Source organism: Nonomuraea angiospora, assembly GCF_014873145.1.
In the GTDB taxonomy this organism is placed as follows: domain Bacteria; phylum Actinomycetota; class Actinomycetes; order Streptosporangiales; family Streptosporangiaceae; genus Nonomuraea; species Nonomuraea angiospora.
Map to the genome: position 1 here is coordinate 6,551,233 of NZ_JADBEK010000001.1, position 14,760 is coordinate 6,565,992.

The 14,760-nt window shown below is 71.4% G+C and carries 12 protein-coding genes; 6 read left to right on the forward strand and 6 right to left on the reverse strand.

Annotated elements, in window-relative coordinates; all coding sequences use genetic code 11:
• Window positions 1–82: 82 nt before the first annotated feature.
• The 5 genes from eno to H4W80_RS29530 form a co-directional block, all read right to left on the reverse strand.
• Window positions 83–1,360: a phosphopyruvate hydratase gene (gene eno, locus H4W80_RS29510; protein WP_192788067.1), complete on the reverse strand. Its 1,278-nt coding sequence runs from the start codon at window positions 1,358–1,360 to the stop codon at window positions 83–85.
• Window positions 1,361–1,450: 90 nt separating this feature from the next.
• A complete protein-coding gene (locus H4W80_RS29515) occupies window positions 1,451–2,389 on the reverse strand; it encodes a nucleoside triphosphate pyrophosphohydrolase (RefSeq protein WP_192788068.1) in 939 nt (312 codons plus the stop codon).
• 3 nt (window positions 2,390–2,392) lie between these two features.
• Complete coding sequence (locus H4W80_RS29520; RefSeq protein ID WP_192788069.1) at window positions 2,393–2,995, reverse strand: SurA N-terminal domain-containing protein; 603 nt, start codon at window positions 2,993–2,995, stop codon at window positions 2,393–2,395.
• A 29-nt stretch (window positions 2,996–3,024) separates the two neighbouring features.
• A complete protein-coding gene (gene mfd / locus H4W80_RS29525; RefSeq protein WP_192788070.1) occupies window positions 3,025–6,513 on the reverse strand; it encodes a transcription-repair coupling factor in 3,489 nt (1,162 codons plus the stop codon).
• 106 nt (window positions 6,514–6,619) lie between these two features.
• Window positions 6,620–6,874: a cupin domain-containing protein gene (locus H4W80_RS29530; protein WP_225963726.1), complete on the reverse strand. Its 255-nt coding sequence runs from the start codon at window positions 6,872–6,874 to the stop codon at window positions 6,620–6,622.
• A 170-nt stretch (window positions 6,875–7,044) separates the two neighbouring features.
• Between H4W80_RS29530 and H4W80_RS29535 the strand changes: the two genes are divergently transcribed.
• From H4W80_RS29535 to H4W80_RS29545, 3 genes are all read left to right on the forward strand, one after another.
• Window positions 7,045–7,764, forward strand: coding sequence for a class I SAM-dependent methyltransferase (locus tag H4W80_RS29535; RefSeq protein ID WP_192788072.1), 720 nt, complete (start codon window positions 7,045–7,047; stop codon window positions 7,762–7,764).
• Window positions 7,765–7,834: 70 nt separating this feature from the next.
• A complete protein-coding gene (gene cysC, locus H4W80_RS29540; protein WP_192788073.1) occupies window positions 7,835–9,049 on the forward strand; it encodes an adenylyl-sulfate kinase in 1,215 nt (404 codons plus the stop codon).
• The gene (locus H4W80_RS29545; RefSeq protein ID WP_225963727.1) at window positions 9,046–9,981 is read left to right on the forward strand and encodes a sulfite exporter TauE/SafE family protein; all 936 of its coding nucleotides are present in this window, start codon (window positions 9,046–9,048) and stop codon (window positions 9,979–9,981) included. The genes cysC and H4W80_RS29545 overlap by 4 nt, the downstream gene beginning before the upstream one ends.
• Here the strand turns inward: H4W80_RS29545 and H4W80_RS29550 are convergent, their stop codons facing one another.
• Window positions 9,982–11,001 (reverse strand): glycoside hydrolase family 26 protein, encoded by a 1,020-nt coding sequence (locus H4W80_RS29550; protein WP_318787116.1) that lies wholly within the window; start codon window positions 10,999–11,001, stop codon window positions 9,982–9,984.
• A gap of 314 nt (window positions 11,002–11,315) precedes the next feature.
• Between H4W80_RS29550 and H4W80_RS29555 the strand changes: the two genes are divergently transcribed.
• From H4W80_RS29555 to H4W80_RS29565, 3 genes are read left to right on the forward strand one after another with little or no spacing between them, the layout of a single operon-like run.
• Entirely contained in the window at window positions 11,316–12,587 is a 1,272-nt protein-coding gene (locus tag H4W80_RS29555) for a Wzz/FepE/Etk N-terminal domain-containing protein (RefSeq protein ID WP_192788074.1), read from the forward strand.
• On the forward strand, window positions 12,584–13,864 hold the full coding sequence (locus tag H4W80_RS29560) for a hypothetical protein (RefSeq protein ID WP_192788075.1): 1,281 nt from the start codon (window positions 12,584–12,586) through the stop codon (window positions 13,862–13,864). Before H4W80_RS29555 ends, H4W80_RS29560 begins: the two co-directional genes overlap by 4 nt.
• Window positions 13,861–14,757, forward strand: coding sequence for a hypothetical protein (locus tag H4W80_RS29565; RefSeq protein WP_192788076.1), 897 nt, complete (start codon window positions 13,861–13,863; stop codon window positions 14,755–14,757). The genes H4W80_RS29560 and H4W80_RS29565 overlap by 4 nt, the downstream gene beginning before the upstream one ends.
• The last annotated feature ends 3 nt before the right edge of the window (window positions 14,758–14,760 follow it).

Here is a 14,760-nt window from a genome sequence, read left to right on the forward strand (position 1 = left end):
TGGAGCCGTCGCTTTCCTCACCATTCCGGTCGCTGCGCTCCCTCCATGGCGAGGAAAACGACGGCGCTCCCTCGCAAAAAATCTAGCGCCGGAAGCGCGGGAAGGCGGCGCGACCCGCGTAGCGGGCGGCGTCGTCGAGGAGCTCCTCGATGCGCAGCAGCTGGTTGTACTTGGCCACCCGGTCAGAACGGGCCGGGGCGCCGGTCTTGATCTGGCCGCAGTTGACCGCCACCGCCAGGTCGGCGATCGTCGTGTCCTCGGTCTCGCCGGAGCGGTGGCTCATCATGCACTTGTAGCCGTTGCGGTGGGCCAGGTCCACGGCGTCGAGGGTCTCCGACAGCGTGCCGATCTGGTTGACCTTGACCAGCAGGGCGTTGGCGGTGCCCTCCTTGATGCCGCGCTCCAGCCGCTCGGGGTTGGTGACGAACAGGTCGTCGCCCACGAGCTGCACCTTGTCGCCGAGCGCCTCGGTGATGGCCTTCCAGCCGGCCCAGTCCTCCTCGTCGAGCGGGTCCTCGATGGAGACGAGCGGGTAGTTGGCGACGAGGTCGGCGTAGAACTCGATCAGCTCCTGCGCCGACAGGCCCTTGCCGTCGATCGTGTAGACGCCGTCCTTGTGGAACTCGGAGGCGGCCACGTCGAGCGCCAGCGCCACGTCCTCGCCCGGCACGTAGCCGGCCCGCTCGATGGCGACCAGGATCAGGTCGAGCGCGTCGCGGTTGGACGGCAGGTTGGGCGCGAAGCCGCCCTCGTCGCCCAGGCCCGTGGCGTAGCCCTTCTCCTTGAGCACGCTCTTGAGCGCGTGGTAGACCTCCGTGCCCACGCGCACGGCCTCGCGGAACGTCTCCGCCCCGATCGGCGCGATCATGAACTCCTGGATGTCCACGTTGGTGTCGGCGTGTGCGCCGCCGTTGAGGATGTTCATCATCGGCACGGGCAGCACGTGGGCGTTGGGGCCGCCGACGTAGCGGAAGAGCGGCAGGTCGGCGCTGTCGGCGGCGGCCTTCGCGACGGCCAGCGAGACGCCCAGGATGGCGTTGGCGCCGAGCTTGGCCTTGTTGGGCGTGCGGTCCAGGTCGATCATGATCTGGTCGATGATGCGCTGGTCCTCGGCCTCGATGCCGTTGATCTCCTCGAAGATCTCGTCGGTCACGGCGAGGACGGCCTTCTCCACGCCCTTGCCGCCGTAACGCTTGCCGCCGTCACGCAGCTCGACCGCCTCGAACTGGCCGGTGGACGCCCCGCTCGGCACGGCCGCGCGGCCGGTGCTGCCGTCGTCGAGCACGATCTCGACCTCGACCGTGGGGTTGCCTCGGGAGTCGAGGATCTCGCGGGCGTATACGACCTCGATGGTAGCCACGGGATGCGCTCCTAAGTGAAAGGCGATATGCCATCAGAGCCTATCGGTACCCCTGGACGCGGGACCGCACGGTCACCGCGCACCGGAGGGTCAGGCCGATTCCCAGGCGCGCACCCGGTCGCGGTAGGCGCGGGCGGCCGCCCGCAGCTCCGCCTCGGCGTCGAGACCGGCCTCCGCGGCCCGGCGGACCAGGTCGAACAGCTCCCGGGCCACCCCCTGCCCGACGGCCGCCGCGAGCGCGTCGGGCGCCCCGGCCCGCTCGGCCCGGCGCAGGAGCTGGGCGGCCAGCGACAGCGCGGGCTGCCCCATGGGCACGCCGTCGAGCGCCGACTCCCGGCCCTTGGCGGCCCGCTCGGCCGCCTTGATCGCGTCCCAGTTGTCGCTGACCTCGTCGGCGCTCTCCGCGCGTACCGAGCCGAAGACGTGCGGATGGCGGCGCACCAGCTTCTCGACGATCCCGGCCGCCACGTCGTCCATGTCGAAGTCCGCGGCCACCCGCGCGTGGAAGACCACCTGCAGCAGCAGGTCGCCCAGCTCCTCGCGCAGTGCCGGGTAGTCGCCGTGCTCGATGGTCTCCAGCACTTCGTACGCCTCTTCGAGCAGGTACGGCACCAGCGACTCGTGCGTCTGCTTGCGGTCCCACGGGCACTCGGTCCGCAGCCGGTCCATCACCGCGACCAGGTCGAGCACCCGCGCCCCGGGCAGGTCGTACGAGCCCGGCACCACCTCGATCACCGGCGGCTCCTCGAGCGCGATCGCGGCGTGCCCCACCGCGCGCATGAACTCCTCGTCCTCCTTCTCGGAGGCCGAGGCGAGCCACACCACGCTCTCGCCGACGGCCCGCGCGGCCAGCCCGCGCGGGTCGGGCTCCACGACCTCGACCGTCACCCCCGCCTCCGCCAGGTAGGGCAGCTGCGGATGCGCGGCGGAGCCGGTCAGCACCGGGCCCGAGCGCAGCGCCTGCCAGGCCTGATGGCTCAGCAGGCCCGGCGGGACCCTGGGCGAGGTGGTGACGACGGTCAGCGGCACGGCTCAGCCCTGCGGCTGCTGCTGCTGCGCCTGCTGCGAGGTGGCCTTGCCGAACCTGCCGGCGTCCACGAACAGCGACGGGTTCTCCTGCGACGGGTTGGTGTTGACCACGCCGAAGCGGGGGTTGAAGGTCGTCTTGATCGAGGCGAAGTCCTGGCGGAGCTTGTCGAGCCCGGCCTGGCCGGCCTGCTGCTGCAGCTTGGCCATCCCGACCGCCGTGCGCGCGTAGTCGCGGGCGTAGCTGGGCGCGACACCCAGGGCCAGCAGGTTGATCTGGGGCGACTGGTACTGGCCGGGGTCCTGGAGCTTGGCGTCGATCTCCTTGTCGGTGACCTGGACGTTGTTGCGCGCCATCAGCTGCCTGGCGGCGCTGATGTCGGCCAGCCGCTGGAGCACGTACTGGGTGACCGGCACGCCGAGCGCCGTCTCATCCAGCTTGTTCTGCTTCAGCGCGGCCTTGTAGGCCTCCGCGTCCCTGTTGAGCTGACCCGTCGAGATGCGCTCCTTGCCCACCACGGCCGCGGCGCCGGCCTGCATGGGGGAAGAGCAGGCGGTCAGCGCGATGCCCACCGCGGCGGCGGCCACAGCCACTCGTATCGACTTCACGTGCGTCCCTTTCCGACCGAAAACCGCCGCTAGCTTACCCGCGCTGGCTCGAGGAACATCGCCTCGACCAGGTCACCGCACCATTTGAGCAGGTCGAGATCCCGCAGCGGCTGCCCACCCAGCGGCTTGGTCTTGGGCACCGGCACCAGCAGCGTCTCGGCCGCCTGCTTGTATATCGCCTTCTTGTACAGCCGGTCGAGCCGGACCTGCTGCGACTCCCTCAGCCTGGCGGGGCCGAACTTGATGTTCTGGCCCTGCAGCGTCACGTCCGTGAGCCCGGCCTGGCGCGCCTTGATCCGGAAGCGGGCCACCTCCAGCAGGTTTTCCACCTCCGCGGGCGGCTTGCCGTAGCGGTCGGTCAACTCGGCGCGCACCTCGTCGATGTCGGCGGGGCCGGCGATGGCCGCGATCCGCTTGTACGCCTCCAGCCGCAGCCGCTCGGAGGTGACGTAGTCGTGCGGGATGTGGGCGTTGATCGGCAGCTCGACCTTGACGTCCGGCTGCTCCTCCCGCGCCTCGCCGCCGTCGAGCTTGGCCTTCTGCTCCTGCACGGCCTCGGCCATCAGCCGCACGTACAGGTCGAAGCCGACGCCCGCGATGAACCCGGACTGCTCGGCCCCCAGCACGTTGCCCGCGCCGCGGATCTCCAGGTCCTTCATGGCGACGTACATGCCCGCGCCCATCTCGGTGTGCTGCGAGATCGTGGCCAGCCGCTCGTGGGCGGTCTCGGTCAGCGGCTTCTCCGGCGGGTAGAGGAAGTAGGCGTAGCCGCGCTCCCTGCCCCGCCCGACGCGCCCGCGGAGCTGGTGCAGCTGCGACAGGCCGTAGTTGTCGGCCCGGTCGACGATCAGCGTGTTGGCGTTGGGCACGTCGAGCCCGGACTCGACGATCGTGGTGGAGACCAGCAGGTCGTACTCGCGCTCCCAGAAGCCCACCATGATCTTCTCGAGCTGGTGCTCGTTCATCTGCCCGTGCGCCACCGCGATGCGCGCCTCGGGCACCAGCTCGCGCAGCCGCGCGGCCACGCGGTTGATCGAGGCCACCCGGTTGTGCACGAAGAAGATCTGCCCGTCGCGCATCAGCTCGCGCCTGATCGCCGCCCCGATCTGCTTCTCCTCGTACGGCCCCACGAACGTGAGGATCGGGTGCCGCTCCTCCGGCGGCGTGAGGATCGTGGACATCTCGCGGATGCCGGTCAGGCCCATCTCCAGCGTGCGCGGGATCGGCGTGGCCGACATGGCCAGCACGTCGACCTGCGTGCGCAGGTGCTTCATCGCCTCTTTGTGCTCGACGCCGAACCGCTGCTCCTCGTCGATGATGATCAGCCCCAGGTCCTTGAACCGGACCTCGGGGCTGAGCAGCCGGTGGGTGCCGATCACGACGTCGACGGCGCCCGACCTGAGCCCTTCGAGCGTGCCCTTGACCTCGCCGTCGGTCTGGAACCGGGAGACCGGCTTGAGCGTGACGGGGAAGCTGGAGAAGCGCTCGGTGAAGGTGGACATGTGCTGCTGGACCAGCAGCGTCGTCGGCACCAGCACGGCCACCTGCTTGCCGTCCTGCACCGCCTTGAACGCCGCCCGCACCGCGATCTCGGTCTTGCCGTAGCCGACGTCGCCGCAGATCAGCCGGTCCATCGGGACGCCGCGCTCCATGTCGCGCTTGACCTCGTCGATGGCCTCCAGCTGGTCGCCGGTCTCGGCGTACGGGAAGGCGTCCTCCATCTCCCGCTGCCACGGCGTGTCGATCCCGAACGCGTGACCCGGCGAGGCCATGCGGGCGGAGTAGAGCCTGATCAGCTCCCCCGCGATCTCCTTGACCGCCTTCTTCGCCCGCGACTTGGCCTTGGCCCAGTCGGCGCCGCCCATGCGGTTGAGCGTGGGCGCCTCGCCGCCGACGTAGCGGGTGACCTCGTCGAGCTGGTCGGTCGGCACGTAGAGCCGGTCGCCCTTGGCGTACTCGATGACCAGGTATTCGCGGGTGGCGCCCTGGACCGTGCGCTGGACCATCTCGACGTAGCGGCCCACGCCGTGCTGCTCGTGCACCACGTGGTCGCCGACCTTGAGCTGGAGCGGGTCGACCATGTTGCGGCGGCGCGACGGCAGGCGCCGCATGTCCTTGGTGGAGGCCTTCTGCCCGACCAGGTCGAGGTGGGTGAGCACGGCCAGGTTGGGAGTGATGAAGCCGTGCTCGATCAGGCCCGTGCTGACGTGGACGACCTTGGGCTCGGGCGCCTTGTCCAGGAACTGCCGCAGCCTGGCGGGCACGTCGACGCCCTTGAGCAGCTCGACCATGCGCTCGGCCGGCCCGTGGCCCTCGCTGAGCAGCACGACGGCCTTGTCGTCGGCCAGCCAGCCCTTGATGTCGGCCAGCGCCTTGGCGGTGTCGCCCCGGTAGGCCTCGGAGTCCTGCGCGTCGAGCTCGACCCCGCCGCCGAACGGCGCCATCGTCCACCACGGCTGGCCCAGCGCGTCGGCGTGGTCGCGGATCTCCTCCAGCGTGCGGAACGCCGCCGCGCCCAGGTCGATCGGCGCGTCGCCGCCGGCCGCCGCGTTGATCCAGGAGGCCTCCAGGAACTCCTGCGAGGTGCGTACGAGCTCCTCGGCCCGCCCCCTGATCCGCTCGGGGTCGCACACGAACACCGCGGACCTGACCGGCAGGTGGTCGAGCAGCAGGTCCATCTCCCCGGCCAGCACGGGCGCGAACGCCTCCATGCCCTCGACCGGCGTGCCCTCGGCGAGCTGGTCGAGCACCTCGGCCAGCGCCGGGTGCTCCTCGGCCAGCTCCGCCGCCCGGGCCCGGACCTCGTCGGTCAGCAGCAGCTCGCGGCACGGCGGCGCGAACAGCCCTTCCTCGGCCGCCTCCAGCGAGCGCTGGTCGGCCACCTTGAACCAGCGGATCTCCTCGACCGTGTCGCCCCAGAACTCCAGCCGCAGCGGGTGCTCCTCGGTCGGCGGGAACACGTCGAGCAGCCCGCCGCGCACGGCCACCTCGCCGCGCTTCTCCACCATGTCGACGCGGTGGTAGCCGTTGGTCACCAGGCGGTCGACGACCTCGTCGAGGTCGGCGTCGTCACCGGCGCGCAGCCTGATGGGCTCCAGGTCGCCGAGCCCCTTCACGATCGGCTGCAGCAGCGCCCTGATCGGCGCCACGATCACGCTGAGCGGCCCGGCCGCGCTGTCGCCCTTGATCGGGTGCGCCAGCCGCCGCAGCACCGCCAGCCGCTGCCCCACGGTGTCGCTGCGCGGCGAGAGCCGCTCGTGCGGCAGCGTCTCCCAGGCCGGGAACACGGCCACCGAGCTGGGCTCGATGAGGCTGGTCAGCGCGGCGGCGAGGTCTTCCGCCTCGCGGCCCGTCGCGGTCACCGCCAGCACGGCCCGCTGGTCGTGCGTGGCCAGCGCGGCCACGCCGAACGGCCGCAGCGCGACGGGCGCCACCAGCGCGACGTCGCCGCCCTCTTCGAGAGCGGCGGTCAGTTTCGGGTCGGCGCGAACAAGGTCAAGTAGCCCGGAAAGACTCATCAGATACGCCCACAGCCCCACGACGGCAACACGACTACCCCCGGCCGGGTCAGGTCGCGGGGGTTCTCTCCAAGGGTACTCGCAGGCGCAGCTCAGCCGTGCTCGGCTACCCGGCCCGGTAGCCGGGCACGGAGGGCCAGCGGACCGTGAGCACGGTCGAGGCCTCCTCCGCGCGCCACGAATGGTCGACGCCCTTGCCCCAGACCACGTAGTCGCCCGGCTCGGCCAGCAGCACGCCGCGGCCCGGCAGCTCCACCCGGAACCGGCCGCTGATCAGCACCAGCAGGGCCGTGCGCGCCTCACCCTTGACCCACTCCGCCCGCTCCTCGCCGGGCGCGTGGACCCCCCATTTGATCTCCACGTCGTCACTGTGCCTTGGGTCGCCGAGGGGTTTGAAATGACCCAGCAGCCAGCCCCGGTCCAGCGCCGCATCAACGCCCGCATTTCCCACGTAAACCTCGCCGTTCACGGGGAAGGATGCTAGCGAGGAAATGGCTCACTGAAACCGTTCGAGTGATTACTGTAGGTGACATGTCTGAGGTGCGATCGGTCGCCCATCGGGGCGACCTCTTCGGTCAACGGGTCCGCGAGCACTGGTCCGGGCTGCCCGGCAGGCGGCTCGACGTGCTGGTCGCCGGGTGCGCGCACGACGAGCCACTCGCCCTGGAAGAGATCGAGACGAGGGCCACCGGGGCCGACGAGGAGATCCCCGCGATCAGGGCGGTGCTCGAGGAGCGGGCCGACCTGGTGTCGTGGTCGCTGGGCGACCTGCGGTCCGTGCCGCTGCCGCCCAGGTCGTACGACGTGATCCAGCTCTCCTTCCTGCTGGAGCGCATCAAGCACTCGGAGCTGGTGTTCGACCGGCTCCTGCAGTCCCTGCGCCCGGGCGGCCTGGTGCTGCTGCGGATGCGCGACCGCAAGTCGGCCTACGGGCTGCTCGACCGGCTCACGCCGTCGCTGCTGCGCCGCATGTTCTGGCGCATGCTCGTCACGCCCGGCACCCCGGGCCCGCTGCCCAGCGTCTACGAGCCGCTGGCGTCGAGCGACGGCATCTACGCGTTCTGCCTCAGCCGGGGCCTCATGATCACCGACGACCAGCGGAACACCAGCGGCCCGGCCCGCCGGCGCAAGCTCACCGTCGCCGCGTTGGCGCTGGCCTCCAAGCTGAGCAACGGCCGCTACCCTGCCACCCACGACGAGATCACCATGGTGATCAGGAAGCCGCAGCACCACTTCGCCCGGGTCCTCTAGCGGCACACTTGCATCAATCGGTAGACTCCATCCCTACCAATTCAATCGGAATAGTTGGGATGTTGGAGCCGTGGAGTGGACCCCCGATGCGCGCGAGCTGGCCGACCTCGAGCTACTGCTCTCCGGCGCCTTCGAGCCGCTGACCGGGTTCCTGGGCCACGATGACCTGCACGCGGTGCACGAGCGGGGCACTCTCGCCGACGGCACTCCGTGGCCCGCGCCCGTCACGCTCCACGTGTCCGCCGATCTCTCGCCCGGCGACGAGGTCACGCTGCTCGACCCCGAGGGCCTGCCGCTGGCCGCCCTCACGGTGGCCGCCCAGGAGCCCGACGGACTGACCTCGGGGCCGGTCAAGGGCCTCGGCACGCCCGAGCACGGCCCGTTCGCGCGCCTGCGGCGCACTCCGGCCGAGGTCAAGGCGGAGCTCGGCGGGCGTCCCGCGCTGGCCGTCACCATGCGAGGGCCCCTCGACGACCTCTCCGAGATCGTCGCCACCGCCAAGGAGCTCGACGCGCTGATCATGCTGCTCCCCCTCGCGTACGGCGAGGCGGGCCCCGCGGTCGTACGCGCCGCGCTCCGCGCCAAGGAGAAGCTGCCGCAGGACACGGTCGTCGTCTCCGTGCCCCTGGCGGCCCGCGAGGAGCCCGAGATCGACCTGGAGCTGCGCGAGCACGTCGCCACCGCCTACGGCGCCGCCGAGCACCTGGCCGGCCCCGACCCCGTGCACATCCCCGGCCCGCCGCACCGCCGCGGCCTCGTGGTCTTCTTCACCGGCCTGTCCGGCTCCGGCAAGTCCACGATCGCCCGCGGCCTGCGCGACGCGCTGCTGGAGCTCGGCAGTCGCACGGTGACCTACCTCGACGGCGACGTCGTACGCCACCTGCTGTCCAAGGGCCTGACGTTCTCCAAGGCCGACCGCGACCTGAACATCCGCCGCATCGGCTTCGTCGCCGCCGAGGCCGCCCGCCACGGCGGCCTGGCCATCTGCGCGCCCATCGCCCCCTACGCGGCCACCCGCGAGGAGGTGCGCGAGATGGTCGAGTCGGTCGGGGCCGACTTCCTGCTCGTGCACGTCGCGACGCCGCTGGAGGAGTGCGAGCGGCGCGACCGCAAGGGCCTGTACGCCAAGGCGCGCGCCGGCCTCATCCCCGAGTTCACCGGCGTCTCCGACCCCTACGAGGAGCCGGACGACGCCGAGCTGGTGATCGACACCACGCACATCTCGATCGACGCGGCCGTCTCCCAGGTCCTGGGGACGCTGCGGTCTGGAGGCTGGGTCCGTTGATCGACTTCCCCCTGATCCTCGGGTCCTTCCTCGTCGCGATCGTGGTCGGGCTGACCGGGATGGGCGGCGGGGCGCTCATGACGCCGATGATGATGCTCTTCTTCAACGTCCCGCCGCTGGCCGCGGTCTCCAGCGACCTGGTCGCCTCGGCCGTCATGAAGCCGGTCGGCAGCGTCGTGCACCTGCGCCGGGGCACGGTCAACCTGCGCCTGGTCGGCTGGCTCTGCGCGGGCTCGGTGCCGGCCGCCTTCTGCGGGGTGTTCCTGGCCCGCGCGTTCGCGGTCACCGACGCGGTCAAGTACGCGCTCGGCGTGGCGCTCCTGCTGGCCGTGGCCGGCATGGCGCTGAAGAGCTGGCTCGGCGCGCGGGGAGGCACGTCGAGCGCCCGTGAGATCGTCGTGCGCCCAATTCCGACCCTACTGGTCGGTACGGTGGGCGGACTGGTCGTGGGGGTCTCCTCCGTCGGATCCGGATCGCTGATCATCGTGGCCCTGCTCGTCCTCTACCCGGCGCTCAAGGCCAACCAGCTCGTCGGCACGGACCTCGTCCAGGCCGTGCCGCTGGTGGCCTCCGCCGCGCTCGGGCACCTGCTGTTCGGCGACTTCCAGCTGGACCTCACGCTGTCGCTGCTCATCGGCTCGATCCCGGGCGTCTACCTCGGCGCCCGGATCTCCTCGCGCGCCCCCGGCGGCCTGATCCGGGCGCTGCTGGCCATCGTCCTGCTCGCCTCCGCGCTCAAGCTGCTCGACGTGAGCAACACCCTCACCGTCTGGGCCCTGGTGGCCGCCACAGTCGTCACCGTCGTCGGTTGGCGCCTGCGAGGGAGCGCCGTCGCCTGGACTGAGGAGCGGCGGGAGCGTAGCGACCAGAGCGACGAGGGAAGGCGACGGCTCCCCGGCGACCGAGCCGCCTCCACGGAGTGGAGGCCATAGTCACGGCCGGGGGACGGGTGTCGAGCGGAAGTAAGGATCCCGAGCCAGCTCGGTGAACGCCCGGTCGGCCCCCGAGCCGGTGTCGAAGCTGGTGTCGCCGCGCGGCGCGTGCGGCGAGTCGAAGTACAGCAGGGCCTTGATCTGCGGATACCGCTTGATCTGCCGCCGCACCGACTCGTAGAACGCCCGCCTGAACCCCCGGTCGTCCTCCCGCTCGAACACCCCCCACTCGGCCACCATGACCGGCTTGCCCGGGAAGCGCGCCTGCATCCACCGGTAGAACCCCGGCCAGTCGGGATATTCCTTGCGGGTCTTGTTCACCAGCCCCTCGAAGTCCTCCACCCGGCCGTCGGCGTACGGGTCCATGGCCACCCAGTCGACCACGTCGTCACCCGGGTAGAGGTCCTCGAACCACGGCTCGGCCGCCCAGTTGGGCGCCCCCATGTACGTCATGACCATGACGGCGTTCTTCACGCCCTCGGCCCGCAGCCTGGCCACGACGTGCCGGAACATGGCCGCGTAGTCGGTGGCCTGCATGCCCGAGCCCGACGACTCGTCCACGTCGTTCTCTGGCTCGTGGTGGAGGGTGAGGAAGAACCGCTCGGGGAAGGTGCGCCTGAGGTATCCGGCCAGCCGGTCGATCCGGGCGTCGAGCGCCCCGTCGGCGATCTCGGCCCAGGTGTGGTCGAGCGAGGGCTTCCAGTTGACCATGAGCAACCGGGGCCTGGCCGGGTCGCGGGCCATCCTGATCTCCGCGGGCGTGGGGAACAGCTCGCTGCCCCGGTGGTAGACGTGCACCACGTCGGCGGCGGCGCCCATGCGCGACTCGGCGCTGTGCAGGGCCTGGTCCAGCGGCGCTCCGCTGAAGACCTCCGGCGCCAGGCCCCACCAGGCCCCGCAGGACGGGATCAGCCTGGAGGTGGCCGTGCAGGAAGGCGAGCCCGAGGCTTCCTTGATCGCCACGGGCGCGCGCGCGTTGGAGCCCTCCGCCGTCGAGCAGGCGGCCAGCACCGCGATCACGGCCAGAATGAGCGCCGCCTTGGTGGTGTTATGCGAAATTCCCCGTAGCTGCAAAGCCTTTCAACCCCCTCGTCGAACGACCCCCGCCTATCAAACCGGATCCTTGCCATGCCGTTCCTGGAACTTCAGCAAGTGTGCCGTGTCTCGGCAGCTCGCGATGGGTATATGCCCCAAGGAATTTTCCGGACATTTCCTTTTATAGCTGCCTTTACCTTGTGCCGTTCTGCAGAAAATCTTGGGTATTAGGCTTGGCTGATAATCGTCCGCCCTATAGTGGGCGCACATCTCGACGCAATTCCAGGAGACCCTCCCCAATGAGCTCCGGCACGGACCTGGACGAGCACCTCTCACTGCTGCGCAGGCGATGGTTGCTGCTGGTGGGCTGCGTCGTGTTCGGCGGCACCGCCGGCCTCGCGCTCATGCGGCTCACGCCGCCCGCCTACACCGCGACCACGCAGGTGCTCGTCATGCCGGTCGGCCCTCAGGAGCCGGCCAACCAGGTGACCAGCCGCCAGCGCGAGTCGCTCAACCTCGACACCGAGGCCCAGGTCGCGCAGTCCGCCGTGGTCGCGGCGCGGGCGGCCAGGACGCTGCGGATCGAGACCCCGGAGCCCGTCGAGGTCTCGGTGCCGCCCAACTCGGCGGTGCTGTGGATCTCGGTGACGGCCGCCAACGCCGGCGTCGCCGCGGCCCAGTCCCGGGCATACGCCCAGGCGTACCTGGCCAACCGCCGCGAGAGCGCGCTGGCCGCGCTGACCGCCCAGCAGCAGGTGGTGCTGGGCAAGCTCAAGCAGGTCAACACCGCGCTCGACGCGGTGATCAAGCAGCTCTCCGGGCTGTCCAAGAGCACCCCCGAGCACACGATCGCCACCCAGCGGGAGAGCGTGCTCAACCGGCAGGCCGCCGGGCTAGCGCTGAGATACGACGCGCTCAGGACGGTCGCGGTGACCCCCGGCACGATCATCAGCCAGGCCGCCCCGCCGACCGCCCCCAGCTCGCCCAGCCTGCCCCTCTACCTCGGCACCGGGCTCATGGCGGGCCTGCTCGCGGGCGCGGCCGCCGCCTACGTCCGCGACCGGCTCGACCGGCGGCTGCGCACGGTCGCCGACGTCGAACGCCTGACCGGCCTGCCCGTGCTGGGCGACCTGTCGAGCCCGCGCGAGCCCGGCGTGGCCCACGAGCTGGCCTGCGCCGCGGTGGCCGCCTGCCCGGGCAAGCGGCTGCTGGTCCGGATCCTGCCACCCGACCTGGAGGAGTCCGCCGACCCGGTGGCCGTCAACATGCCCCTGACCGTGCTCGACGGCTACGACGTGCGCGACCTGTCCAGGGCCGACGCGGCGATGCTGCTGGTGGGGCTCGGGCGGGCCACCTCGGTCCACGTCGCGGCGGCCGTACGGCGGCTCGCCAGGCACGACGTGCCCGTCATCGGCGTGGTGACGGTGACCGACGCGCTGCCGTCGTTCGTGCCGTTGCTGGAGCCGCGCACGCACACCCCGCTCGGCAAGCTCGTCGCCACGGGCGAGCTGGAGCTGGGCGAGACCACCCCCATGCCCATGCACCCGCGGCGCCCCGGCCAGCAGACGTGAGAGGGCCCGCGTGGCCGATCGCGGCGCTGCTCGTCGGCTATCCGGTGTGGTGGGCGCTGGGGTTCGGCGGGCTGTCGGTGATCGTGGTGGCGGTGCCGATGGCGGTGATCCTGTGGCGGCGCCGGCCGATCAGGGTGCCGCGCGGGTTCGGGCTGTGGCTGCTGCTGATCGCCGGCTACCTGGTGAGCGGGCTCATGCTGTCGGAGATGCCGCCGGGCACGTACGGCGAGATCGGGCCCGGCCGGGTCGTCGGCTACGCCATGCGGCTGGCGCTCTACACCGCCATTCTGATCATGGTGCTCTACCTGGGCAACCTCACCGAGCGCGAGCTGCCGCAGCTGCGCCTGGTGCGGATGCTCGGCGTGCTGTTCGTCACGACGGTCGCGGGCGGGCTGCTCGGCGTGTTCGTCCCGTCGTTCGCGTTCACCTCGCCGGTGGAGCTGCTGCTGCCCGACTGGGTGGCCTCCAACTCCTTCGTGCAGAACCTCATCCACCCCACCGCCGCCCAGACGCAGAAGGTGCTGGGCTTCGCCTCCCCCCGGCCGGAGGCGCCGTTCGAGTGGGCCAACGCGTGGGGCAGTAACGTGTCGGTGCTGCTGGTGTGGTTCGTGGTCGGGTGGTGGGTGTACGGGGGGCGACGGCAGCGGGCCCTGGTGGCCGCCGTGCTCGCCCTGGCCGCGATCCCCGTCGTCTACTCGCTCAACCGCGGCCTGTGGATCGGGCTCGGCCTGGCCGTCGCGTACCTGATCGTCCGGGTGCGGGGCCGGACCAGGGTGGCGCTGTGCGGGGCCGTCGCGGTGGCGGCCGTGGCGTTCGCGCTGAGCCCGCTCGCGCCGCTGGTCGCCCAGCGGCTGAATCGGCCGCACTCCAACGACATCAGGGCCTTCACCGTGACGGCCACCGTCGCGGCCGCCGGCCACTCGCCGCTCATCGGGTACGGCAACACGCGCAACGCCATGGGCAACCATCGCACGATCACCACGGGCCGCACCCAGTGGTGCGAGGGCTGCGGGCACCCGCCGCTGGGCAGCGACGGCCAGCTCTGGCTGCTGATCATCACGCAGGGGTTCACCGGGGCCGTGCTCTACGTGGCGTTCTTCGTGGGCGCGATCCGGCGCCACTGGGCCGACCGCAGCCCGATCGGGCTGGCCGGGGTGCTGGTGATGGGGCTGGTGCTGCTCTACATGTTCGTCTACGACGGCCTGGTCACCCCGCTCAGCCTCTATCTCATCTCGTTCGCCCTGCTGTGGCGCAACAGCCGAGGGGAAGTCACGTGAACGACGCCGCCATCCGGCTCGACTATCTCGAGAAGACCGTGCGGCTGCTGTATCCAGGGACGCGGTCGCCCCGGGCCTACACCGTGCTGCCGCACTCCGCCGTGCCCCGGCGCATGGTGCCGCGCCGCTGGTGGCACCCGTGGTCCCCGGTCGTCGTGCCGGGCGAGGGGTCCATCGCCACGTACCTGGGCGAGGTCTTCGGGCAGCCCGTGGAGACCGTCCTGCACGTGCGGCCGGCCGCGCGGGCCAACCGCAAGCCCGTCCTGGAGGCCCGCTCGGGCGGGCGGCTGCTGGCGTTCGTGAAGATCGGCGACAGCGCGCGGGCACGCGCGCTGATCACCGCCGAGGCGGCGGCCCTGCGCAGGCTGGCCGGGCTGGAGCTGGACACGGTGGTGCCGCCCGCCGTGCTGCACCACGGCAGCTGGCGGGGGCTGGCGGTGCTGGCGCTGTCGCCGCTGCCGGTGCGGCGCGGCCGGGTGCCGCGGCAGCTGCTGCTCGGCGCGATCAGGGAGATCGCGGCCACCGGCGGGCCGTGCGCGGCCTGGCACGGGGATCTCGCGCCGTGGAACATGTCCCCGTCCTCCGACGGCCGGCTGCTGGTGTGGGACTGGGAGCGGTACGAGCTCGGCGTCCCCTACGGCTTCGACGCCGTGCACCACTTCTTCCAGCGGGCCCTGCGCAGGATGTCCCCGCCGGTCGCGGCGCGGGCGTGCGTGGCGCGGGCCGCCCGCGAGCTGGCGCCCCTGGGGGTGTCGGCCGCGGTGGCCAGGCAGACCGCGCTGCGTTATCTCATCGCGCTGGCCGACCGGCACGCCGCCGACGGGCACGCGCCGCTCGGGCCGCCGGAGATCTGGTTCAGCCCGGTCGTCGACCACGAGGAGCTGCTCACGTGAAGA

Excerpts from the sequence above, each read along its gene's own strand:
- mfd (WP_192788070.1), bottom strand. The coding sequence starts at position 6,513 with ATGAGTCTTTCCGGGCTACTTGACCTTGTTCGCGCCGACCCGAAACTG.
- H4W80_RS29555 (WP_192788074.1), top strand. The coding sequence starts at position 11,316 with ATGAGCTCCGGCACGGACCTGGACGAGCACCTCTCACTGCTGCGCAGG.
- H4W80_RS29535 (WP_192788072.1), top strand. The coding sequence starts at position 7,045 with ATGTCTGAGGTGCGATCGGTCGCCCATCGGGGCGACCTCTTCGGTCAA.